A 22,463-nucleotide genomic window follows, 5' to 3' on the forward strand; every position below is an offset into this window, starting at 1 on the left:
CGCGACCGCAGGGAGCGCCCTTGACGCGGCGTCACGGCCCACCGACACTCGAGCGCTCAGGGACGGCCCGAAACCCCCAGAAGCAAGCCTTGGTTACCGACCGCCCGACCCCGGCCGGCACCCCTACGCGTGCCTCAGGTGTTCTACGTACTCCCGGCCTGCCGCCAGCATGCCCGGCAGCTCCGCTGCCTCCGGGTACCAGCGCTTCTCGTACTCCCAGCAGACCCACCCGCCGCCCCCACCGCCCTCTTCCTCGTCGAGCAGCGCGACGCACTCGCCCAGCGGCAGCACGCCCGCGCCCAGCGCCAGCGGGGTCGTGTCGTCGGCCGAGGCGATGTCCTTGAGCTGGGTGTAGCCGAGGTGAGGGGCCAGTACCGCGTGTGCTGCCGCCGGGGTTTCGCCCCCCAGCCAGGTATGCATCACGTCCCACAGCGCGCCCACGTTCTTGTGGCCGACCGGGCCGAGGATGCGGGAGGCCGCCGCTCCCGTCCTGTGCGAGTCATGCGTCTCCAGCAGAATGCGTACGCCCATGTCCGCCGCCGTCTCCGCCGCCAGCCCCAAGCGGCGGGCCGCCGTCGCGTCAGCCTCCTCCTGGCTCTGCCCGTCGCCACCACCGGGGAAGACGCGGACGTACGGCGCGCGCAGGTCGCGGGCCAGCGCCAGCAGGCCGCGAAGCTCCTCCTGCACGGGCTCGTCCTCGCCGGGTGCCGCCACCCGGGCGTACCCCGCCACTGCCAGGATCCGGATGCCCGCGCTGTCGAACCGCTCCACCACGTCCGCCCGTTCCTCCACTCCGATGCCCGGATGGACCGGTTCCTCGGGGTGCGCACGCAGTTCCACGCCGTCGTAGCCGGTCTCGGCCGCCAGCCGTACGACATCGCTCATCGGCATGCCCGGCACCCCGAGGGTGGAGAAGGCGTACTTCATGTTGATGGTCCTTCCTGAAGGGGCCGAAGGGGCCGAAGGGGGAGTCGCCAGTCCTGGCCCACCAAGTCCGCTCCGTACGAGCGGTGTGGCTTCTCGGCGACGAGCCTGAACCCCGCACGCTGATAGATCTTCCGTGCCGCTGTCAGCACATCATTCGTCCACAGCACGACTTCCCGATAGCCCGCCTCGTAAGCGAAATCGATCACCGTACGGACCAAGACCTCACCCAGCCCATGGCCGCGCGCCTGCGGATCGACCAGCAGCAGGCGCAGTCTGGCCGTGCCGGGAGCCCCATGCCGTCGGTCGTCCCGTACGCACATCACCGAGCCGACCGGGCGGCCGTCGAGCTCGGCGATCCATACGCGTTCGAGGTGCGGGTCGTGGTCCTGGGCGAAGTCGGCGACGATACGGGCGACCAGCCCCTCGAACTCGCTGTTCCAGCCGAACTCGGCCGCGTACAGCGCGCCGTGCCGCTGCACGATCCAGCCGAGGTCGCCGGGCACCGGTTCCCGAAGCACCGGGCGGGAAGGGGCAGTAACGGCGGTGGTGGTGGTGCTCGTGCCCAGGACTTCTTGGATCGTGCGCATCGCGCCCGTCAGGCGCGGCCGCTCCTCCGGCGGTACGCCCGACAGCAGCGTTCCCACCGCCGCGCGCGACCGCTCGTCCAGCAGGGCCGCCGCCTCCCGCCCCCGCGCCGTGAGGGTGACCCGCTGGCGGCGGGCATCGTCCTTGGACGGCCCGCGCTCGATCAGCCCGTCCCGCTCGAACTTGGCCAGCAGGCGGCTCAGGTAACCGGCGTCCAACGACAGCTGCGCGCGCAGGTCGGCCGCGTCCGTGCGTGCGGAGTGTGCGAGCTCGTAGAGGACACGCGATTCGGTCAGCGTGTACGGGGTGTGCAGGTGGCGGCTGTAGTCCAGGGCGCCGATCAGATTCGTATAGAAGCGGTTGAACGCGCGGACTTCCTGAATGGCCATGATCCACCTCGTCCTTTGACTGAGTCAACGGTAGCCGCCTGGACGGCCCGGCCGCGTACGGACGCTCCGGACGGGGCAGGACTCGCCCATGACAGCAGCAGCAGGGATATGGCAGTTCAGTGACGACCGCGGGCAGTTGTCGTCGGCCGCCCGGTGGCCCACCAGGATCGTCGCCTACATCCAGGCCGGGGCGACCCTCTGGGACCACGGCCTACTTCCGCTGGGGATCTTCGGCTCGTACCACGACGGCGCCGCCCTCGACCGCGCCAAGTCCGGCCGACTGCCCCTCGGCGAACTCACCTACTTCGGCGCGGGCGCCTCACTCGATCCCGACCGTCTCCTCTCCTCCGGAGCCGACCTCGTCGTAGCCGTCAGCTATGGAGGCGGGCAGGTGTACGGAATCGACCCGGACGCGGCCAAACACCTGGAAGAGCGGGTTCCGGTCGTCGTACTGGAGGTGGGGCAGGGGCGTTCACTCGACGCGATCCGCGGACGCTTCGCCGCGCTGGCGGCCTCACTCGGCGGCGCTGAGCCCCCGGTCGCGCTGGACGCCGCGCGCGAGCGGCTGCGTACGGTCGCCACGGACGACGCACCGCGTGTCCTGGCCCTCTCCCCGGCGGGCGACGAGCAGGTCCACCTCGCCCGGCCGCACTCCTGGCCCGACCTGCGCGCCCTGGCCGACCTGGGCGTACGCCTGGTGGAACCGCCCGCCGATGGTGGCGCGAACTGGTCCACCGTGTCCTGGCCCGAAGCGGCATCGCTCGCCCCGCCGGTCATCCTCGCCGACACCCGCGCCAACGCGTCGCCCCTCGACGCGGCTCGCCTGGGCAACGCCCGTGACGCCCGCGTGATCCCCTGGAACCCGGAGCTCCCGGCCAGCAGCGCGGCACACGCACGCTTCTTCACCCGGGTGTGCGAGGCGCTGGCCGGCCGCTGAACCGCGAACCGCGAACCGGCGTGAGGGGGCGGGGCGCGCAGGGGGTGGTGTTCGGGACGTAAAGCGTGATTTGTGGGCAGGGCGCGGGCTTCGCGATTCAGCGCCGTATCGCGCCTAAATCATGCAGTCCCGAACGCCGCCCCCGGAGCGGCCCGCCCCCGCCCGTGCGCCACCCACCTCACCCCCGCGGCGCAGCCTCAGGCGGCGCAGCCGTAGACCCCCGAACCATCAGCTCCGCCGGTACGGTCGCGATACCCCCCGGCGGCGCCGCCTCCCGCCCCATCGCGAGCCGGCCCGCCCGCGCCCCCGCCTCGTACAGCGGCAGCCGTACGGTCGTCAGTGCCGGCATCGTGTCCGCCGAGAACGGCAGGTCGTCGAAGCCCGCCACCGACACGTCGTCCGGGATGCTCCGCCCCCGCTCCCGCAGCGCCGCGCACGCGCCCAGCGCCACCGTGTCGTTCGCGGCGACCACCGCCGTCAACTCCGGCTCCCGCCGCAGCAGCTCCAGCGTCGCGTCGTACCCCGACCGCCGGTCGTACGGACCATGCACCGTCAGCTGCTCCACGACGTCACCCAGCCCGGCCGCCGCCATCGCCTCCTGGTGACCCTCCAGCCGGTGCCGGGTAGTCGTACGCTCCACCGGCCCGGCGACGTACCCGATCCTCCGGTGCCCCAGCGCCAGCAGATGCTCGGTGAGCCGCCGCGCCCCGCCCCGGTTGTCGAAGGCCAGCGCGGCCACCACCACGTCCGCGCCCCCCGGCAAGGCCAGCGGCGGCCGCCCGCACAGCACCACCCGCGCGCCCCCGTCCGCCAGTTTCGCGAGCTTCGCCGCGACGGCCGCCGAGTGCTCGGGGTCCTCGATCGCGCCCCCGGTCAGAATCACAGCCGCTGCCCGCTGCCGTTGAAGCAGCGTCAAATAAGTCAGCTCCCGCTCAGGCGATCCCCCCGTATTGCAGACGATCGCGAGCTTCTCGCCGCCCGCCCGCCCCGCGCCCGCTCCCTCGGTGCCGCCTATCTGCGACTGGGCCGCCCCGGCCATGATCCCGAAGAAGGGGTCGGCGATGTCGTTCACCAGGATGCCGACCAGATCGGACGTCGCCGCGGCGAGTGAACTCGCCGGTCCGTTCAGCACGTAGTCGAGCTCGTCGACCGCGCGCAGCACCCGCTCCCTGGTGGCAGCGGCGACCGGGTAGTTGCCGTTGAGCACGCGGGAGACGGTGGCCGGCGACACCTGGGCGCGTGCCGCCACGTCCGCCAAGGTCACTGTCATTGTCGTCCTCCGGGTCTTGTACGAGCAGCTGCCCGCAGGCTAGCTTCATAGCCGATAGAAAGCGCTTGCTATTGCCATACGGAGGAACTTTCGTGACACGCAAGACAGTGCGCATCGCCATGAACGGCGTCACGGGCCGGATGGGGTACCGGCAGCACCTCGTCCGCTCGATCCTCGCCATCCGCGAACAGGGCGGCCTGGACCTCGGCCACGGCGACGGCACGGTCCTGTGGCCGGAGCCCGTCCTGGTGGGCCGCCGCGAGCACGCGCTCAGGGAGATCGCCGAACACCACGGCCTCACCGAGTGGTCCACGGACCTGGATGCCGTCCTCGCCGACGAGACGATCGACATCTACTTCGACGCGCAGGTCACCTCCGCCCGCGAGGAGGCCATCAGAAAGGCCGTCACCGCCGGCAAGCACATCTATACGGAGAAGCCCTCGGCCACCGGCCTCGACGCCGCGCTCGGCCTGGCGCGCCTCGCCCGGGACGCCGGCATCAAGCACGGCGTGGTACAGGACAAGATCTTCCTCCCGGGCCTGCTCAAGCTGAAGCGCCTGATCGACGGCGGCTTCTTCGGCGAGATCCTCTCCATCCGCGGCGAGTTCGGCTACTGGGTCTTCGAGGGCGACTGGCAGGACGCCCAGCGCCCTTCGTGGAACTACCGCGCGGAGGACGGCGGCGGAATCGTCGTCGACATGTTCCCGCACTGGGAGTACGTGCTGCACGAGCTGTTCGGCCGCGTCACGACCGTCCAGTCGCACGTCACGACGCACATCCCGCAGCGCTGGGACGAGCAGGGCAAGCCGTACGCCGCCACCGCCGACGACGCGGCGTACGGCATCTTCCAGCTGGAGGGCGGCGCGGTGGCGCAGATCAACTCCTCGTGGGCGGTCCGTGTCAACCGCGACGAACTCGTCGAGTTCCAGGTGGACGGAACGCACGGTTCCGCGGTCGCCGGACTGCGAAACTGCCGCATGCAGCACCGCAGCGCGACCCCCAAACCCGTCTGGAACCCGGACCTTCCGGTCACGCACTCCTTCCGCGACCAGTGGCAGGAAGTCCCCGACAACGCCGACTTCGACAACGGCTTCAAGACGCAGTGGGAGCTGTTCCTGCGCCATGTCGCGCTCGACGAGCCGTACGCGTGGGACCTGCTGGCCGGCGCACGCGGCGTACAGCTCGCGGAGCTCGGGCTGAAGTCCTCGGCAGAGGGCCGCCGTTACGACGTACCGGAGCTGTCGCTGTGACGATCCGACTGCCGCACGGCCGCGCGTACGAACCCCGCACCGAACCCCTCGCGCTCGCGCCGCACGGTGCCCCGCTCACCTCCCGCACGGTCTACTCGGCGGCGCATGTGGTGGCCGACCCCTTCGCCGACGTATCACCGGCCTCACCCGCCGCCGTCGACTGGGACGCCACGCTCGCCTTCCGCCGGCACTTGTGGTCGCACGGCCTCGGCGTGGCCGAGGCGATGGACACGGCGCAGCGCGGCATGGGCCTCGACTGGGCCGGGGCCCGCGAACTCATCCTCCGATCGGCCACCGAAGCGAAGGCCGTCGGCGGCGCGATCGCCTGCGGCGTAGGCACCGACCAACTGCCTCCCGGCGATGAGAGCACCCTCCCCGAAGTCACCGCCGCGTACGAGGAACAGCTCGCCCTGGTGGAGTCGACCGGCGCCCGCGCCATCCTCATGGCGTCACGGGCGCTGGCGGCGGCCGCCCGGGGCCCCGAGGACTACCTGGCGACGTACGGGCACCTCCTGCGCCAGGCGAGCGAGCCGGTGATCCTGCACTGGCTGGGACCGATGTTCGACCCGGCGCTCGACGGCTACTGGGGGAGCCCGGACCTGGACGCCGCGACGGAGACGTTCCTCGAAGTCATCGCCGCGCATCCCGACAAGGTCGACGGCGTCAAGGTCTCGCTCCTGGACGCCCAGCGCGAGATCGACCTGCGCCGCCGTCTGCCGAAGGGGGTGCGCTGCTACACGGGCGACGACTACAACTACCCCGAGCTCATCGCCGGCGACGACCACGGCTTCAGCCACGCACTGCTCGGCATCTTCGACCCGCTGGGCCCGCTGGCGGCCGAAGCGGTTCGTACGCTCGACACGGGCGACGCGAAGGCCTTCCGCGCACTGCTCGACCCCACGGTGGAGCTGTCCCGCCACCTCTTCGAACCGCCCACCCGCTTCTACAAGACGGGCGTCGTCTTCCTCGCCTGGCTCGCGGGCCACCAGTCGCACTTCACCATGGTCGGAGGCCTCCACTCCGCCCGCTCGCTGCCGCATCTGTGCCGGGCGTACGAACTGGCCGACGGCCTGGGCCTCTTCCCGGACCCCCTCCTTGCCGAGACCCGTATGAAGACCTTCCTCGCCCTGCACGGAGTGGACCAGTGAGCGCCGTAACACCGAACGACCTGTCCCGCCTCAGCCTCAACCAGGAGACCATCAAGCAGTGGTCGCTGCCCGAGCTGGCCGAGGGCTGCGTGAAGGCGGGCGTCCCGGGTGTGGGGCTGTGGCGCGCACCGGTCCAGGAGTACGGCGTCGAGCGTGCCGCGCGTCTGATGCGGGACGCGGGACTGGCCGTCACCAGCCTGTGCCGGGGCGGCTTCCTCACGGGCGTCGGCGACGCGGACCGCGCCGCCGCGCTGGCCGACAACCGCCGGGCGATCGACGAGGCCGCGACCCTCGGCACCGCCACCCTGGTGCTGGTCTCGGGCGGACTCCCGCCCGGCAGCCGCGATCTGCACGCGGCGCGCGAGCGCATCGCGGACGCGCTGGCCGAACTGGCGCCGTACGCCGGCGAACGGGGCGTACGCCTGGCCATCGAACCGCTCCACCCGATGTTCGCCTCGGACCGCTGCGTGGTGTCGACCCTGAGCCAGGCGCTCGACCTGGCGGAACGCTTCCCTGCCGACCAGCTGGGCGTGGTCGTCGACACGTACCACCTGTGGTGGGACGACCGGGTCGCGGACGGCATCGCGCGCGCGGGCGACCGCATCGCCGCCTTCCAGTTGGCGGACTGGATCACTCCGCTGCCGGCCGGCGTGCTGCTGGGGCGGGGGCAGCTGGGGGACGGCGTCGTCGACTTCCGCCGTTTCCGCGAACTGGTCGACGCGACCGGCTACTCGGGCCCGATCGAGGTGGAGATCTTCAACGAGGGTCTCTGGTCGCGGGACGGCGCGGAAGTCCTGGCAGAGGTGGCGGACCGCTTCATGACGGAAACGCTGCCGTTGTGATCAAGTGGATCAAGTTTTGATCGTCCGCGGGCAACTTGTGTCCTCCTCAAATAAATCCAATTCTCTGTGCAACCGTTCCGCCACCCCGCGGGTCCTACTTGGCATCAGGGCTTCTGGGTGGGGATCCGGGGGGATCAGGGAGGCCTGTATGGGGGGGGGATCTGAGGGGCCCGGTCGACGGACCGGGCCTCCTTGGCTTTGTCCGCGGGGACCGGCAGCCGGTTTGTCCACAGGAGTCCCGCGCTGTCGGACCCCGGCTGTAGCGTCGGATCATGTCCAGTCCAGCAGCGTTCACCCCAGCCGTCCTCGAAGGGGTACTTGAGCGGATCACCTACGCCAACGAAGAGAACGGCTACACGGTCGCCCGCGTCGACACCGGGCGCGGAGCCGGAGATCTCCTCACGGTCGTCGGTTCGCTGCTCGGCGCGCAGCCGGGGGAGTCGCTGCGCATGGAGGGCCGCTGGGGCTCGCACCCCCAGTTCGGCAAGCAGTTCACCGTGGAGAACTACACCACCGTGCTGCCCGCCACGATCCAGGGCATCCGCCGCTACCTCGGCTCCGGGCTGATCAAGGGCATCGGTCCGGTCATGGCGGACCGGATCACCACGCACTTCGGCGTCGACACCCTGGACGTGATCGAGACCGAGCCGAAGCGGCTCATCGAGGTGCCGGGGCTCGGCCCGAAGCGGACGAAGATGATCGCGGCGGCCTGGGAGGAACAGAAGGCCATCAAGGAGGTCATGATCTTCCTCCAGGGTGTGGGGGTCTCTACCTCCATCGCGGTGCGCATCTACAAGAAGTACGGCGACGCCTCCATCTCGGTCGTCAAGAACGAGCCCTACCGGCTGGCCGCCGACGTGTGGGGCATCGGCTTCCTCACCGCCGACAAGATCGCCCAGTCCGTCGGCATCCCGCACGACAGCCCGGAGCGCGTGAAGGCCGGCCTCCAGTACGCGCTGTCGCAGTCCACGGACCAGGGCCACTGCTACCTCCCGGAGGAGCAGCTGATCAGCGACGCCGTGAAGCTGCTCCAGGTGGACACTGGCCTGGTCATCGACTGCCTGGCCGAACTGGCGGCGGACGAGGGCGTCGTACGGGAAAAGGTGCCGCCTCAGGAGGGTGGCGAAGGCGATCCCGTCACGGCCGTCTATCTCGTCCCCTTCCACCGGGCCGAGGTGTCCCTCGCCGCGCAGACCCAGCGGCTCCTGCGCGCCCCGGAGGACCGGATGCCCGCGTTCCGGGACGTGGCGTGGGACAAGGCGCTGGCGTGGCTGGCGGAGCGTACCGGCGCCGAGCTGGCGCCCGAACAGCAGGCGGCGGTCAAGCTGGCGCTGACCGAGAAGGTCGCCGTGCTGACGGGCGGGCCCGGCTGCGGCAAGTCGTTCACGGTCCGCTCCATCGTGGAGCTGGCCCGCGCCAAGAAGGCCAAGGTGGTCCTGGCGGCGCCCACCGGGCGGGCGGCCAAGCGCCTGGCCGAGCTCACCGGGGCCGAGGCGTCCACCGTGCACCGGCTCCTGGAACTCAAGCCCGGCGGCGACGCGGCGTACGACAAGGACCGCCCGCTGGACGCCGACCTGGTCGTCGTCGACGAGGCGTCCATGCTCGACCTGCTGCTCGCCAACAAGCTGGTGAAGGCCGTGGCGCCGGGCGCGCACCTGCTGCTCGTGGGCGATGTGGACCAGCTGCCGTCGGTGGGCGCGGGGGAGGTGCTGCGCGACCTGCTGGCCGACGGCGGGCCGGTCCCGTCCGTCCGCCTGACGCGGATCTTCCGGCAGGCCCAGCAGTCGGGTGTGGTGACGAACGCCCACCGCATCAACTCCGGCGTCCCGCCCATCACGCAGGGACTGCCGGACTTCTTCCTCTTCGTCGAGGACGAGACCGAGGACGCCGGGCGGGTCACGGTCGATGTGGCCGCCCGCCGCATCCCCGCCAAGTTCGGCCTCAACCCGCGGCGTGACATCCAGGTGCTGGCCCCCATGCATCGCGGCCCGGCCGGCGCGGGCGCGCTCAACGGCCTGCTCCAGCAGGCGATTACGCCGGCCAGGCCCGATCTGCCGGAGAAGAGATTCGGCGGCAGGGTCTTCCGCGTCGGAGACAAGGTGACCCAGATTCGCAACAATTATGAGAAGGGGCAGAACGGGGTCTTCAACGGCACCGTGGGTGTGGTCACCTCGCTCAGCCTGGACGACCAGCGCCTGACGGTGCTGACCGACGAGGACGAGGAGGTTCCGTACGACTTCGACGAGCTGGACGAGCTGGCGCACGCGTACGCCGTGACGATTCACCGCTCGCAGGGCAGCGAATATCCGGCGGTGGTGATTCCGGTCACCACCGGCGCCTGGATGATGCTGCAGCGGAATCTGCTCTACACGGCGGTCACCCGGGCCAAGAAGCTGGTCGTGCTCGTGGGGTCGCGCAAGGCGATCGGCCAGGCCGTTCGTACGGTTTCCGCAGGCCGGCGGTGTACGGCGCTCGATCACCGGCTCGCCGGACGGATGGAGAGGAGCCGCACCGGGGAGCAAACCGCCCCATAGGGGGACTGTTCATGGCAAACGTCTCCGTCGACTTCCCGAACCGGGGGTAAGGGGGCAGGATGAGCAGGTTGGCGGCACTGAGTGCCGCGAATGGGCCTAATGGCCGACCCCGAGTGCACTCTGCTGAGCCAAATGGGGGATGGTAGAGACAGTCAGGGCACCTCGAAGAAGAGGCACTACGTCGGTGAGGGATGACGTGAGCGACAACTCTGTAGTACTGCGGTACGGCGATGACGAGTACACCTACCCGGTGATCGACAGCACCGTCGGCGACAAGGGCTTCGACATCGGGAAGCTCCGGGCCCAGACCGGGCTGGTGACTCTCGACAGCGGATACGGCAACACTGCCGCCTATAAATCCGCGATCACCTACCTCGACGGTGAGCAGGGCATTCTGCGCTACCGCGGATATCCCATTGAGCAGCTGGCTGAGCGCTCCACCTTCGTGGAGGTGGCGTACCTGCTGATCAACGGCGAGCTTCCCAAGGTCGACGAGCTTGCCGCGTTCCGGAACGAGATCACGCAGCACACGCTGCTGCACGAGGACGTGAAGCGGTTCTTCGACGGCTTCCCGCGTGACGCGCACCCGATGGCCATGCTGTCGTCGGTGGTCAGCGCGCTGTCGACGTTCTACCAGGACAGCCACAACCCGTTCGACGAGAAGCAGCGTCACCTTTCGACGATCCGCCTCCTCGCCAAGCTTCCGACCATCGCGGCGTACGCGTACAAGAAGTCGATCGGCCACCCCTTCGTCTACCCGAGCAATGACCTCGGGTACGTCGAGAACTTCCTGCGCATGACCTTCTCGGTCCCGGCGCAGGAGTACGTGCCGGACCCGGTCGTGGTCGCGGCGCTCGAAAAGCTCCTGATCCTGCACGCGGACCACGAGCAGAACTGTTCGACCTCCACCGTGCGTCTGGTCGGCTCCTCGCAGGCGAACATGTTCGCCTCGATCTCCGCCGGCATCAGCGCCCTGTGGGGGCCGCTGCACGGCGGCGCCAACCAGTCGGTGCTCGAGATGCTCGAGGGCATCCAGGCCGACGGCGGCGACGTCGACAACTTCATCCGCAAGGTGAAGAACAAGGAAGACGGCGTGAAGCTCATGGGCTTCGGGCACCGCGTCTACAAGAACTTCGACCCCCGGGCGAAGATCATCAAGGCTGCGGCGCACGACGTTCTCTCCGCCCTGGGCAAGGACGACGAGCTGCTGGACATCGCGCTCAAGCTCGAAGAGCACGCGCTGGCCGACGAATACTTCGTTTCGCGCAAGCTCTACCCGAACGTCGACTTCTACACCGGCCTGATCTACCGGGCCATGGGCTTCCCGACCGAGATGTTCACGGTGCTCTTCGCGCTGGGCCGTCTGCCGGGCTGGATCGCCCAGTGGCACGAGATGATCAAGGAGCCGGGCTCGCGCATCGGCCGCCCGCGCCAGATCTACACGGGCGAGGTCCTGCGCGACTTCGTCCCGGTCGAGGGCCGCTGACTCCTTCCCGCCCTCGCACTGGATGCCCCGGCCCGCTCTTCCGGCCGGGGGGTCTGGGTGTTGTCCGGGGTGTCCCCCGGGCTGGCACAGTGCGGAAAGCGCCCCGCCGCCGATCCCCCCACGGGTCGACGATGCGGGGCGCTTCCCTTTTCCCGGATCGGATTCCCCCCACGGGATCCGGCCGGGCGTCTGTTGGGCACAGAAGCTCCACACGCGGTCTGCCGGGACGCGTACGTACGGGAGGGCCGCTCAAAGCTCCCCGGTGCACGTGTCCCGGCCAACGCTTGCCCGGAACGTCCCCCAAGACCTTCCGCGAACGTCCCCCAAGACGTTCTTGGCATCGCCCACTTAGACTCGCGAGCCGGCCGAATGGTTACCCTCAAATCTCAGTGACGTCCGTCACTTTGTGTGCGTCCTGTGAAGGTACGCAGCCGGAGGCTGTTTGTCACTACGAACACCGAGGAAAACGCCATCGCGAATCCGGCGATCATGGGGTTGAGCAGCCCGGCGGCCGCCAACGGCAAGGCAGCGACGTTGTAGCCGAAGGCCCAGAAAAGATTGCCCTTGATGGTGGCCAGCGTCCTCCGGGACAGCCGGATCGCATCCGCCGCCACCCTGAGATCTCCCCGTACGAGCGTCAGATCGCCCGCCTCGATCGCGGCGTCCGTACCCGTACCCATCGCGATCCCCAGATCGGCGGTGGCCAGCGCGGCCGCGTCGTTCACGCCGTCGCCGACCATCGCCACGCTGCGCCCCTCGGCCTGCAGCCGCTTCACCACGTCCACCTTGTCCTGCGGCAGGACCTCGGCGTACACATCACCGGAGTCGATCCCGACCGCACGGGCCACCGACTCCGCGACCGCCCGGTTGTCGCCGGTCAGCAGGACGGGAGTCAGCCCGAGCTCACGCAGCCGCGCCACCGCCTCCGCGCTGGTCTCCTTCACCGCGTCCGCGACGGCCAGGACGCCGCGCGCCGACCCGTCCCAGGCCACGGCCATCGCCGTACGCCCCCGGGCCTCCGCCGCCGCCTTGGCGTCGGCCAGCTCGCGCGGCAGCTTCACACCCGCCTCGGCGAGCAGCGCCTCGCGCCCGACGAGGACCTCGTGCCCGTCGACCAGGCCGCGCACCCCGAGCCCCGCCACATTCTCGAACTTCTCCACCTCGCCGGTCAGCGGCCCGGTCCGCTCGGCGGCGCCTGCCGCCACGGCCCGCGCGACCGGGTGCTCGGAGGCGTGCTCCAGCGCGCCGGCCAGGCGCAGCAGCAGGGCCTCGTCGGTGCCGGGCGCCGCGAAGACGTCGTGGAGCTCCATCCGGCCCGTCGTGACCGTCCCCGTCTTGTCGAGTACGACGGTGTCCACGCGCCGGGTCGACTCCAGTACCTCCGGGCCCTTGATCAGGATGCCGAGCTGGGCGCCGCGTCCCGTGCCGACCATGAGCGCGGTCGGCGTGGCCAGTCCCAGTGCGCACGGGCACGCGATGATCAGCACCGCCACGGCCGCGGTGAAGGAGGCGGTCGCGTCGTCCGTGACCAGGAGCCACGTGACGAGCGTGGCGAGGGCGATGAGCACGACCACCGGCACGAAGACGGCGGAGACGCGGTCGGCCAGGCGCTGCACGTCCGCCTTGCCGTTCTGGGCGTCCTCGACGAGCCGGGCCATGCGGGCGAGCTGGGTGTCGGCGCCGATCCTGGTCGCCTCGACGACGATCCGGCCCGAGGTGTTCACGGTGGCGCCGGTGACGGTGTCCCCGGCGGTCACGTCCACCGGTACGGATTCGCCGGTCAGCATGGAGGCGTCGACGGCGCCGGCGCCCTCGGTGACCGTGCCGTCGGTGGCGATCTTCTCTCCGGGGCGTACGACGAAGCGGTCCCCGACGGCGAGGCCGTCGACCGGGATGCGCACCTCCGTACCGCCCCGGAGCACCGTCACGTCCTTCGACCCGAGCTCCATCAGCGCGCGCAGCGCCGCTCCCGCCTTCCGCTTGGCCCTCGCCTCCAGGTAGCGGCCGAGGAGGATGAACGTGACGACCCCGGCGGCGACTTCGAGGTAGATCGTCGAAGCGCCGTCGGTGCGCTGCGACGCCGTCAGTTCGAAGCTGTGGCGCATGCCGGGCATGCCCGCGTGTCCGAAGAACAGGGCCCACAGCGACCAGCCGAACGCGGCGAGCGTGCCGACGGAGACGAGGGTGTCCATGGTGGCGGCGCCGTGCCGGACGTTGGTCCAGGTGGCCCGGTGGAACGGCAGCCCGCCCCAGACGACGACGGGAGCGGCGAGCGTCAGTGACAACCACTGCCAGTTGTCGAACTGGAGCGAGGGGATCATCGCGAGCGCGACGACGGGGACGGAGAGGGCGAGCGAGACCAGGAAGCGCTGCCGCAGTGCGTGGACGGCCGGGTCGTCACCGCGCCCGGCCGTCGGCTCTTGAGCCGGGGCGGCGGCGGTAGGGGGCGGTGCGGGCTCTTCGGCGGTGTAGCCGGTCTTCTCGACGGTGGCGATGAGGTCCCCGACGCCCACCCCGTCGACGTAACTGACCTTCGCCTTCGCGGTCGCGTAGTTGACGGTGGCGTAGACGCCGTCCATCCGGTTGAGCTTCTTCTCGACGCGGGCGGCGCAGGAGGCGCAGGTCATCCCGCCGATGGAGAGCTCCACCTGGGATGTGGCCGATGGGTCCGATGTGTTCACGGTCGGCGCCTCGTGCGCTGTGCTGGTCATCTTCTTGCTCCAGGAAAACAGGCCGGGCCGTACGGGAGCCAGTATGAACTGGTCCGGTACGGCCCGGCCGAAGAAGGGTCAGGTCCGGTTCTCAGACCTGGCCGACGAGCTCGTAACCGGCCTCGTCGACGGCGGCGCGTACGGCTTCCACGTCCAGCGGGGCGTCGGAGACGACCGTCACCCGGCCGGTGGAGGCGACGGCCTTCACCGAGGTGACGCCGGGGATCTCCGAGACCTCGCCGGCGATGGCGCCTTCGCAGTGGCCGCAGGTCATCCCGCTCACCTGGTAGACGGTGGTGACGCCCACCTGGACCTCGGCCGAGGTGTCGTGGCAGGAGCCGGACGGCGAGCAGCAGGAGCCGGTCGCGGTGGCCTCGGTCTTCGTCTCGGTCTCGGCGGTCATGTCATTCTCCCTCTCGAAGGCGTACGCAGTCGTGGTGCCCCAGAAAGCCACGTGGGTGCCGTGACTTCCTGACGTTGTCCACACTATACCCCTAGGGGGTATGAAAGCGAGTACCTCCGCCATGCAAAACGCCTGAGCCCCGGAACGCGAAGTTCCGGGGCTCAGGCCGGCCGATGTCGGCCGAGTAATGCTCCTGCGTCGCTGTCAGACGCCGGTCGTCTGCACCGAGACGAGGCCGGTGACCTGCGACAGGGGCAGGGTGGCCGCGACGGACTGGGCGGCGCCGGCGACGTCGCCGATGTTCAGGGAGGCGCCGTGACCGGCGACGTTGGCGCCGGCGCTGGCCATACCACCGGCAATGCCGTCCAGCGCGCTGTCGGAAAGCTCGCTGGTCTCGACCGGGGTGAAGTTCTCGCGCATTACTCGCCCTTTCATTAAATGCGATGGGGTTCTCGCAGCGGATGCAATCACGCTGCCGGGCCGCCGGGCAACTTACTCTTAAGTCTCCTTCCGGTGCACACATCGGCACCACAAGATCCCCCTGACGTGCAGTTTTGCCCTCACGAAATAGTCCCGCAAATGGCTGGCGCGGTATATGAGAAATGAGATGGCATGAGATATCTGCATCTTGGGTGCATCGATGCACAGGTGAAGCGAAAAGGGCATTTACGGCCCGTGCCGGTACGGATCGTGGGTCAGATCCCGGTGAGGTGCTCGGGGCGTACCGGCGTCTTGTTGAGCTCCAGGCCGGTCGCGTTCCGGATCGCCGCGACGACGGCCGGGGTGGACGACAGGGTCGGAGCCTCACCGATGCCGCGCACTCCGTACGGCGCGTTCGGGTCCGCCAGCTCCAGGTAGTCGACCGGGATGGTCGGCGTGTCGAGGATGGTCGGGATCAGGTAGTCCGTGAAGGAGGGGTTCTTCACCTTCGCGGTCTTCGGGTCGACGATGATCTCCTCCATCACCGCGACGCCCAGGCCCTGGGTGGTGCCACCCTGGATCTGGCCGACGACGGAGAGCGGGTTGAGGGCCTTGCCGACGTCCTGGGCGCAGGCCAGCTCGATGACCTTCACCAGGCCGAGCTCGGTGTCGACCTCCACCACCGCGCGGTGCGCGGCGAAGGAGTACTGGACGTGGCCGTTGCCCTGGCCGGTCCTCAGGTCGAAGGGCTCGGTGGGGCGGTGCCGCCACTCCTCCTCGACCTCCACGGCCTCGTCCTCCAGGACGTCCACGAGGGTGGCGAGGACCTCGCCGCCGTCGGTGACGACCTTGCCGCCCTCCAGGAGGAGTTCGGCGGTGGCCCACGCCGGGTGGTACGAGCCGAACTTGCGCCGGCCGATCTCCAGGACCTTCTCGCGGACGAGTTCGCAGGAGTTCTTGATGGCGCCGCCGGTCATGTACGTCTGGCGGCCCGCCGAGGTCGAACCGGCCGAGCCCACCTGGGTGTCGGCGGGGTGGATGGTGACCTGCTGGACGCCGAGCTCGGTGCGGGCGATCTGCGCGTGGATGGTGACGCCGCCCTGGCCGACCTCCGCCATGGCCGTGTGGACCGTGGCGACCGGTTCGCCGTTGATGACCTCCATGCGGATCTTGGCGGTCGAGTAGTCGTCGAAGCCCTCGGAGAAGCCGACGTTCTTGATGCCGACCGCGTAGCCGACACCCCGGACGACGCCCTCGCCGTGCGTGGTGTTGGACAGGCCGCCCGGCAGCGCGCGGACGTCCGCGCCCTCGCCGGCGGTCTCCCACTGGCGCTCCGGCGGCATCGGGCGGGCCTTCACCCGGCGCAGCAACTCGGCGACCGGGGCGGGCGAGTCGACCGGCTGCCCGGTCGGCATGATCGTGCCCTGCTCCATGGCGTTGAGCCGGCGCAGCTCCACCGGGTCCATGCCCAACGTGGCGGCGAGCTTGTCCATTTGGGCCTCGTACGCGAAACACGCCTGGACCGCGCCGAAGCCGCGCATGGCGCCGCAGGGCGGGTTGTTGGTGTAGAGGCCGACCGCCTCGATGTCGACGTCGTCGATGACGTACGGGCCGACCGAGAGGGACGCGGCGTTGCCGACGACCGAGGCCGTGGACGAAGCGTAGGCGCCGCCGTCGAGCACGATCCTGCACTTCATGTGCGTGAGCTTGCCGTCCTTGGTGGCGCCGTGCTCGTAGGAGAGCTTCGCCGGGTGGCGGTGGACGTGGCCGAAGAAGGACTCGAACCGGTTGTAGACGATCTTGACCGGCTTGCCCGTACGGAGCGCGAGGAGGCAGGCGTGGATCTGCATCGAGATGTCCTCGCGGCCACCGAACGCGCCGCCGACGCCGGCCATCGTCATGCGTACCTTCTCCTCGGGCAGGCCGAGGACCGGGGCGATCTGGTACAGGTCGGAGTGGAGCCACTGGGTGGCGCAGTACAGGTCGACGCCGCCGTCCTCGGCCGGCACCGCGAGGCCGGACTCCGGGCCGAGGAAGGCCTGGTCCTGCATGCCGAAGGTGTACTCGCCCTTGACGATGACGTCGGCCTTCTTGGCGGCCTCGTCGGCGTCGCCGCGGACGATCGGCTGGCGGTGCACGATGTTCGGGTGCGGGACGTGACCGGCGTGGTGGTCGTCCCGGTTCTCGTGGACCAGGATCGCGTCAGGGGCGAGCGCCGAGGCCTCATCGGTGATGAGGGGCAGCTCCTTGTACTCGATCTTGATCTTCGCCGCGGCGCGGCGCGCGGTCTCCGGGTGGTCGGCGGCCACGAGGGCGACCGGCTCACCGTGGTGCCGGACCTTGCCGTGGGCCAGCACCGGGGTGTCCTTGAACTCCATGCCGTAGTACTTCATCTCGGCCGGCAGGTCGTCGTACGTCATCACCGCGTAGACGCCCGACACGGCCAGGGCCTCGGAGGTTTCGATGGACACGATCTCGGCGTGCGCGACCGTGGAGCGGAGAATCTGGCCCCACAGCATGTCCTCGTGCCACATGTCCGAGGAGTAGGCGAACTCGCCGGTGACCTTCAGGGTGCCGTCCGGGCGCAGCGTGGATTCGCCGATGCCGCCCTTGCTCTGGGAGCCCTGGGTGACCTTGGTGGGGATACCGGTGGTGGAACCAACCATGATCAGACCGCGCCTTCCTGGAGTCCTTGACGTTCCTGACGGGCGGCCGCGAGGCGGACGGCGTCCAGGATCTTCTCGTAACCGGTGCAGCGGCAGAGGTTGCCGGAGAGCGCCTCGCGGATGTCCTCGTCGGACGAGGAGGGGTTGCGCTCCAGCATCTCGTCAGCCGCGACCAGCAGGCCCGGGGTGCAGAAACCGCACTGCACGGCGCCCGCGTCGATGAACGCCTGCTGGATCGGGGAGAGTTGGGTGCCCTCACCGGTCTGCGAGTCGGTGGCCTTGCCGTCGTGGGTGCCGCGACCCCCGTGCGCGGCACGCTGCTCGGCGTAGTCGGCGAGGCCCTCGACCGTGACGACCTCGCGGCCCTCGGCCTGCCCGGCGGCGACGAGGCACGAACACACCGGGACGCCGTCGAGGCGCACGGTGCAGGAGCCGCACTCGCCCTGCTCACAGGCGTTCTTGGAGCCGGGAAGGCCCAGGCGCTCGCGCAGCACGTACAGAAGGGACTCGCCCTCCCAGACGTCGTCGGCTTCCTGCTGACGGCCGTTGACCGTGAAATTGACGCGCATGGTTACGCAACTCCTTCCGCGCCACGGCCCTTGCCGCTGCGGTACTGCTCCCAGGTCCAGCCGAGCGTGCGGCGGGCCATGATGCCCACGGCGTGCCGGCGGTAGCTCGCCGTGCCGCGCACGTCGTCGATCGGGTTGGCGGCGCCGGAGCACAGCTCCGCGAACTGCTTGGCGATCGACGGTGTGATGATCCTGCCGTTGTCCCAGAAACCGCCCTCTTCCAGCGCGGCGCCCAGGAACTCCTCGGCGGCCTTGGCCCTGATCGGGGTCGGGGCCGCGGAGCCGATGCCGGTGCGCACGGTGCGGGTCTCCGGGTGCAGCGCGATGCCGAAGGCGCACACGGCGATCACCATGGCGTTCCGCGTGCCCACTTTGGAGTACTGCTGGGGGCCGTCCGCCTTCTCGATGTGGACGGCCTTGATGAGCTCGTCGGCCTCGAGGGCGTTGCGCTTGACGCCGGTGTAGAACGCGTCGATCGGGATGCGGCGGCTGCCGCGCGCCTGCGACTCGACCTCGACCTCGCAGTCGGCGGCGAGCAGCGCGGGGTGCGCGTCACCGGCCGGCGAGGCGGTGCCGAGGTTGCCGCCGACGCCACCGCGGTTGCGGATCTGCGGCGAGGCCACGGTGTGCGAGGCGAGCGCGAGACCGGGGAGCTCGGTCCGCAGGTTCTCCATGATCTTGGTGTACGGCACGGACGCGCCCAGCTGGACGGTCTCCTCTCCAACGTGCCACTCCTGGAGCTCGGTTATCCGGTTGAGGTCCAGGAGGTACTCGGGGCGGCGGTGGTCGAAGTTGATCTCGACCATCACATCGGTGCCACCCGCGATCGGCACAGCCGTGGGGTGCTCGGCCTTGGCGGCGAGCGCCTCCGCCCAGTCGGCGGGGCGAAGAAATTCCATGAGCGGCTCTCCTCGTTCGTTATCGGGTTGTTCATGGCGAGTCGTTCGTCCGGGCGTCGTTTCGAGTCAGGGGCCCGAAGTCGCTGTCGGCCGCACGCGCAGAAGTAGACAGCGCGATCAAGGGGGCGAGGCAGTCACCGATCGCTCAGAACCGGCTTCTCCGTTACCTGTGGACGACCGTGCTTTCCCACCACCGCACGCCGGTGAACTGCGACGATTCATGTTCCGCAAGGAGCGCTGCGTGAGAGGGTGGCCATCATGCGGCTGCGTGAACTCTTGGACACCGACGAGCTGGGGCTGCTTCTGCTCGTGGAGCCGGACGCCGACGAGAGCGTCCTCGATCGAGCCGTACGCGCCGTCCCGACCATCGACCTGGCCGACCCCGGGCGCTTCCTCACCGGCGGCGAACTCGTCCTCACCGGGCTCGCCTGGTGGCAGGAGGACGGAGACGCCGAGTCGTTCGTGCGCGTCCTCGACCGAGCGGGCGTCGCGGCCCTCGCCGCCGGCGAGGTCGAACACGGGCACGTCCCGGACGACCTCATACGCGCCTGCCGGCGCCACGGCCTCCCCCTCATCGCCGTACGACCCGAGACGTCGTTCACCGCGATCACCGAACACGTCCTGCGCCGTCTGCACCGCCGGCCCGTCGGCGACCTCGCCGCCGTGGTCGAACGCCACCGACGGCTCCTCACCGACCAGGGCGCCCCGGACTCCGTACTGGAGCTCGTGCGGAACAGCCTCGGCCTCGACGTGCGCGTCCTGTCCCCGACCGGACGTCAGATCGCCGGGGCCCACCCTCCGCTGCGTGCCAGGACGGCGGTGGCACTGGCCTCGAGGTATCTCGCCGCGCGCCGCTCGGGCGAGGCGGCTCCCCATCGGGTCACCATCGGTGATCGGCTCTACTCGCTCGTGCCGGTACGCGACGCCATCACACAGTCGACACAGTCCGCACCGTCGACCGCGGCGGAGCCCGCCGCCGAGCTGGGTGACTGGCTGCTCGTCGTGGACGCCGACACGTCGGACTGGCCCGCGACGGATGTGAAACTCCTCGACCGGATCGTCGAACTGGTCGCCGACGCGCGAACCGCACACGACCAGGAGAAGGCGGTGCTCAGCGATCTGGCCCGCCGCATCCTCGACCTACTGCACAGCCGCGTCCCACCCGACGAGATCCCCGTCCGGCTGCGCAGCACCGCGCATTGCGTCGTCACCCGGCGCGACACCTGGCAGCGCTGCCAGTTCGTGGTCGCCGAGGGAGAGTGGGACGCACCCCGCCCCATCCCCGCCTCGGCCCTGCGCGTACTCCTGGAGGAGGCCCTGATCCAAACGGACGGCCCGGTGCCGGTACCGCCGGAGGACGTCGCCTCCACCGTCGACGACGAGCAGGCCGTACTCCTCGTACGGGTGCCCAAGCGCACGGACGCGCTCTGCGAACCGGTCCTCGACTGCGCTGCCCTGGAGCGGAGGCTCGCCGCGGCGCTCGCGCGCTGGCTCGGCCCGACAGGCCGCGTCTCCATCGGTGTCAGCTCTCCGGCAGAAACAGCCGGGAGCGCACGCCGAGCGCTCGACGAGGCCCGCACCGCGCTGCGGGTCGCCGATGGCGGCCCGCAGCGAGTGACCGTGCGGGGCCCCGACGACCTCACCTCGCACATCCTGTCGCTGCTGCCCCTCATCCCGGCTGAGACGCGGCAGGCCTTCGCCGCCCGTCTGCTCGGCCCCCTGCGCGATCACGACAGCCGCCACCGGACCGACCTGCTGCCCACGCTGGAGAAGTTCCTCGACTGCGACGCGTCCTGGACCACATGCGCCGCCCAACTCCACCTGCACGTCAATTCGTTGCGTCACCGCATCGCCCGCATCGAGCAGCTCACCGGCCGCGACCTGGCCCGGCTCGAGACCAGACTGGACTTCCTTGCGGCTCTGAGGGCCGGCTGAGTACGGCGTCGGCCTTCGCATGCCGAAGACCGACGCCGTACTCGGCTCTCATTCCTTACGGCCTCTGTTGCCTGGCCGGCGTGACACCCACGTCCGGATGGTGTCCGCGTACCAGTACGGCTTGCCGCTCTCCACGTGGTCGGGCGCCGGAAGCAGCCCGTGCTTGCGGTACGAGCGCACGGTGTCCGGCTGGACCCGGATGTGCGCGGCAATCTCCTTGTACGACCAGAGTCTGCGGTCAGTCATCTGTGGCACCTCCCTGCGCGCGCCTCAGCGGCGGCCGGGGGGCCGTCCGGGGGAGCTGGGGCGCGAACGCTGGCGATCACTCAGCCTGTGCCCGTTGAACGACGGAGAGTGACGATCGGAGAGGGGCTGTCGTAAGCCTGTGACGGAAGACCCGCGTAACCCGGACATGTGTGACAGGAGTTGCACGAAATGGCCCGCGTGTCGGGCGCCGCAGGCTAGGCGCCGCAGGAGCGCAGGAAGTGACGCGTGCGCCGCGCGATGGGCAGGGGCTTGTCCGGCGGGCACGGGTACATGTCCTGCTCGACGATCGCGAACAGGTCCACGTCCAGCCGCCCGGCCGCAGCCAGTACGGGCTCCAGTGCCGGCACCCCGCCCGGCGGCTCGCACATCACGCCCCGCCCGACGGCCGGCCCGAACGGCACTTCGCCCGCGACGACTTCGGCGAGGATCTCCGGGTCCACCTGCTTGAGGTGCAGGTAGCCGATCCGCTCCCCGTACGTCTCGATCAGCCTGACGCTGTCCCCGCCGCAGTACGCGTAGTGGCCGGTGTCCAGGCAGAGCGACACCAGGGCGGAGTCGGTCGCGTCCAGGAAGCGCGTGACGTTCTCCTCGCTGTCGATGTGCGTGTCCGCGTGCGGGTGGACGACGATCTTCAGCCCGTACCGCTCACGCACCTCACGCCCGAGCCGCTCGGTCTGCCGGGCGAGCGTCCGCCACTGAGCGGCCGTCAGCGTGCGGTCCTCCAGTACCTCACCGGTCTTGTCGTCCCGCCAGAAGGACGGGATGACGACCAGGTGCTCCGCCCCCATGGCCCTGGTCAGCTCGGCGACGTCCGCGACGTGCTTCCAGGTGGCGTCCCAGACCTCCGGCCCGCGGTGCAGCCCCGTGAAGACCGTGCCGGCCGAGACGGACAGCCCCCGTCGGCGCGTCTCGTCGGTGAGGCGGGCGGGGTCGGTCGGGAGATAGCCGTACGGGCCGAGCTCGATCCAGGGGTAACCGGCTTCGGCGACCTCGTCGAGGAAGCGTTCCCAGGGCACTTGCCGCGGGTCGTCGGGGAACCAGACTCCCCAGGAATCGGGGGCGGAACCGACGCGGATGCGGGTCGGCGCGGTTGCGGGAGAAGTCATGGGCGTCAGCTTTCCGGCCGTCCGAGAAGGGTGTCAACCCTTCGTCCGAATGTAAGGACAAACTGTTGACAGGGCCCGGCGCGGCCCACTAGACCTGGGGGCAGTCGCCGGACCGGAGG

At 70.1% G+C, this 22,463-nt stretch carries 18 protein-coding genes; 7 read left to right on the forward strand and 11 right to left on the reverse strand.

All coding sequences use genetic code 11. From position 1 onward, the window contains the following. Nucleotides 1-123: 123 nt before the first annotated feature. Together ABZX79_RS21055 and ABZX79_RS21060 are read right to left on the reverse strand one after the other, a co-directional pair. Nucleotides 124-927: a sugar phosphate isomerase/epimerase family protein gene (locus ABZX79_RS21055; RefSeq protein ID WP_355259645.1), complete on the reverse strand. Its 804-nt coding sequence runs from the start codon at nucleotides 925-927 to the stop codon at nucleotides 124-126. Continuing rightward, nucleotides 924-1,901, reverse strand: coding sequence for a helix-turn-helix domain-containing GNAT family N-acetyltransferase (locus tag ABZX79_RS21060; protein ID WP_355259648.1), 978 nt, complete (start codon nucleotides 1,899-1,901; stop codon nucleotides 924-926). Before ABZX79_RS21060 ends, ABZX79_RS21055 begins: the two co-directional genes overlap by 4 nt. Nucleotides 1,902-1,989: 88 nt before the next feature. On the opposite strand from ABZX79_RS21060, the gene ABZX79_RS21065 reads away from it, so the two are divergent. Beyond that, the gene (locus ABZX79_RS21065; protein ID WP_355259651.1) at nucleotides 1,990-2,838 is read left to right on the forward strand and encodes an ABC transporter substrate-binding protein; all 849 of its coding nucleotides are present in this window, start codon (nucleotides 1,990-1,992) and stop codon (nucleotides 2,836-2,838) included. 178 nt (nucleotides 2,839-3,016) lie between these two features. Here the strand turns inward: ABZX79_RS21065 and ABZX79_RS21070 are convergent, their stop codons facing one another. After that, nucleotides 3,017-4,108: a LacI family DNA-binding transcriptional regulator gene (locus tag ABZX79_RS21070; protein WP_355259654.1), complete on the reverse strand. Its 1,092-nt coding sequence runs from the start codon at nucleotides 4,106-4,108 to the stop codon at nucleotides 3,017-3,019. Between the two features lie 92 nt (nucleotides 4,109-4,200). Between ABZX79_RS21070 and ABZX79_RS21075 the strand changes: the two genes are divergently transcribed. The 5 genes from ABZX79_RS21075 to ABZX79_RS21095 all read left to right on the forward strand — a co-directional run bounded on the left by ABZX79_RS21075 (nucleotide 4,201) and on the right by ABZX79_RS21095 (nucleotide 11,368). After that, nucleotides 4,201-5,358 carry a Gfo/Idh/MocA family oxidoreductase gene (locus ABZX79_RS21075; RefSeq protein ID WP_355259656.1) on the forward strand — a complete coding sequence of 386 codons (1,158 nt, stop codon included), beginning with the start codon at nucleotides 4,201-4,203 and terminating at the stop codon, nucleotides 5,356-5,358. After that, nucleotides 5,355-6,506: a dihydrodipicolinate synthase family protein gene (locus tag ABZX79_RS21080; protein WP_355259659.1), complete on the forward strand. Its 1,152-nt coding sequence runs from the start codon at nucleotides 5,355-5,357 to the stop codon at nucleotides 6,504-6,506. The genes ABZX79_RS21075 and ABZX79_RS21080 overlap by 4 nt, the downstream gene beginning before the upstream one ends. Next, nucleotides 6,503-7,348, forward strand: coding sequence for a sugar phosphate isomerase/epimerase family protein (locus ABZX79_RS21085; RefSeq protein WP_355259662.1), 846 nt, complete (start codon nucleotides 6,503-6,505; stop codon nucleotides 7,346-7,348). The genes ABZX79_RS21080 and ABZX79_RS21085 overlap by 4 nt, the downstream gene beginning before the upstream one ends. A gap of 272 nt (nucleotides 7,349-7,620) precedes the next feature. Next, nucleotides 7,621-9,882: an ATP-dependent RecD-like DNA helicase gene (locus ABZX79_RS21090; RefSeq protein WP_355259665.1), complete on the forward strand. Its 2,262-nt coding sequence runs from the start codon at nucleotides 7,621-7,623 to the stop codon at nucleotides 9,880-9,882. Between the two features lie 196 nt (nucleotides 9,883-10,078). Beyond that, complete coding sequence (locus ABZX79_RS21095) at nucleotides 10,079-11,368, forward strand: citrate synthase (protein WP_215128384.1); 1,290 nt, start codon at nucleotides 10,079-10,081, stop codon at nucleotides 11,366-11,368. A 386-nt stretch (nucleotides 11,369-11,754) separates the two neighbouring features. Here the strand turns inward: ABZX79_RS21095 and ABZX79_RS21100 are convergent, their stop codons facing one another. The 6 genes from ABZX79_RS21100 to ABZX79_RS21125 form a co-directional block, all read right to left on the reverse strand. Continuing rightward, a complete protein-coding gene (locus ABZX79_RS21100) occupies nucleotides 11,755-14,079 on the reverse strand; it encodes a heavy metal translocating P-type ATPase (protein WP_355259670.1) in 2,325 nt (774 codons plus the stop codon). 91 nt (nucleotides 14,080-14,170) lie between these two features. Next, complete coding sequence (locus ABZX79_RS21105; RefSeq protein ID WP_355259673.1) at nucleotides 14,171-14,482, reverse strand: heavy-metal-associated domain-containing protein; 312 nt, start codon at nucleotides 14,480-14,482, stop codon at nucleotides 14,171-14,173. Between the two features lie 204 nt (nucleotides 14,483-14,686). Then, complete coding sequence (locus tag ABZX79_RS21110) at nucleotides 14,687-14,902, reverse strand: hypothetical protein (RefSeq protein ID WP_355259676.1); 216 nt, start codon at nucleotides 14,900-14,902, stop codon at nucleotides 14,687-14,689. A 275-nt stretch (nucleotides 14,903-15,177) separates the two neighbouring features. Beyond that, on the reverse strand, nucleotides 15,178-17,568 hold the full coding sequence (locus ABZX79_RS21115; RefSeq protein WP_355259678.1) for a molybdopterin cofactor-binding domain-containing protein: 2,391 nt from the start codon (nucleotides 17,566-17,568) through the stop codon (nucleotides 15,178-15,180). Between the two features lie 2 nt (nucleotides 17,569-17,570). Beyond that, nucleotides 17,571-18,137, reverse strand: a complete 567-nt coding sequence (locus tag ABZX79_RS21120; RefSeq protein ID WP_355259681.1) for a (2Fe-2S)-binding protein — start codon at nucleotides 18,135-18,137, stop codon at nucleotides 17,571-17,573. Between the two features lie 2 nt (nucleotides 18,138-18,139). Then, complete coding sequence (locus tag ABZX79_RS21125; RefSeq protein ID WP_355259684.1) at nucleotides 18,140-19,036, reverse strand: FAD binding domain-containing protein; 897 nt, start codon at nucleotides 19,034-19,036, stop codon at nucleotides 18,140-18,142. A gap of 258 nt (nucleotides 19,037-19,294) precedes the next feature. Here ABZX79_RS21125 and ABZX79_RS21130 point away from each other — a divergent pair, with 258 nt between their 5' ends. Next, nucleotides 19,295-20,971: a PucR family transcriptional regulator gene (locus ABZX79_RS21130; protein WP_355260060.1), complete on the forward strand. Its 1,677-nt coding sequence runs from the start codon at nucleotides 19,295-19,297 to the stop codon at nucleotides 20,969-20,971. A 48-nt stretch (nucleotides 20,972-21,019) separates the two neighbouring features. Here the strand turns inward: ABZX79_RS21130 and ABZX79_RS21135 are convergent, their stop codons facing one another. Both ABZX79_RS21135 and ABZX79_RS21140 read right to left on the reverse strand, forming a co-directional pair. Next, on the reverse strand, nucleotides 21,020-21,217 hold the full coding sequence (locus ABZX79_RS21135; protein ID WP_355259687.1) for a MarR family transcriptional regulator: 198 nt from the start codon (nucleotides 21,215-21,217) through the stop codon (nucleotides 21,020-21,022). A gap of 215 nt (nucleotides 21,218-21,432) precedes the next feature. Further along, nucleotides 21,433-22,344 (reverse strand): sugar phosphate isomerase/epimerase, encoded by a 912-nt coding sequence (locus tag ABZX79_RS21140; RefSeq protein ID WP_355259690.1) that lies wholly within the window; start codon nucleotides 22,342-22,344, stop codon nucleotides 21,433-21,435. Nucleotides 22,345-22,463: the final 119 nt, after the last annotated feature.

The organism is Streptomyces sp. NPDC002994 (genome assembly GCF_040611155.1).
Lineage (GTDB): Bacteria > Actinomycetota > Actinomycetes > Streptomycetales > Streptomycetaceae > Streptomyces.

Coding starts and splice junctions, on each gene's coding strand:
- ABZX79_RS21110 (WP_355259676.1), bottom strand. CDS start 14,902: ATGCGCGAGAACTTCACCCCGGTCGAGACCAGCGAGCTTTCCGACAGC.
- ABZX79_RS21120 (WP_355259681.1), bottom strand. CDS start 18,137: ATGCGCGTCAATTTCACGGTCAACGGCCGTCAGCAGGAAGCCGACGAC.
- ABZX79_RS21060 (WP_355259648.1), bottom strand. CDS start 1,901: ATGGCCATTCAGGAAGTCCGCGCGTTCAACCGCTTCTATACGAATCTG.
- ABZX79_RS21125 (WP_355259684.1), bottom strand. CDS start 19,036: ATGGAATTTCTTCGCCCCGCCGACTGGGCGGAGGCGCTCGCCGCCAAG.
- ABZX79_RS21140 (WP_355259690.1), bottom strand. CDS start 22,344: ATGACTTCTCCCGCAACCGCGCCGACCCGCATCCGCGTCGGTTCCGCC.
- ABZX79_RS21105 (WP_355259673.1), bottom strand. CDS start 14,482: ATGACCGCCGAGACCGAGACGAAGACCGAGGCCACCGCGACCGGCTCC.
- ABZX79_RS21090 (WP_355259665.1), top strand. CDS start 7,621: ATGTCCAGTCCAGCAGCGTTCACCCCAGCCGTCCTCGAAGGGGTACTT.
- ABZX79_RS21130 (WP_355260060.1), top strand. CDS start 19,295: ATGCGGCTGCGTGAACTCTTGGACACCGACGAGCTGGGGCTGCTTCTG.
- ABZX79_RS21055 (WP_355259645.1), bottom strand. CDS start 927: ATGAAGTACGCCTTCTCCACCCTCGGGGTGCCGGGCATGCCGATGAGC.
- ABZX79_RS21135 (WP_355259687.1), bottom strand. CDS start 21,217: ATGACTGACCGCAGACTCTGGTCGTACAAGGAGATTGCCGCGCACATC.
- ABZX79_RS21065 (WP_355259651.1), top strand. CDS start 1,990: ATGACAGCAGCAGCAGGGATATGGCAGTTCAGTGACGACCGCGGGCAG.
- ABZX79_RS21115 (WP_355259678.1), bottom strand. CDS start 17,568: ATGGTTGGTTCCACCACCGGTATCCCCACCAAGGTCACCCAGGGCTCC.
- ABZX79_RS21100 (WP_355259670.1), bottom strand. CDS start 14,079: ATGACCAGCACAGCGCACGAGGCGCCGACCGTGAACACATCGGACCCA.
- ABZX79_RS21070 (WP_355259654.1), bottom strand. CDS start 4,108: ATGACAGTGACCTTGGCGGACGTGGCGGCACGCGCCCAGGTGTCGCCG.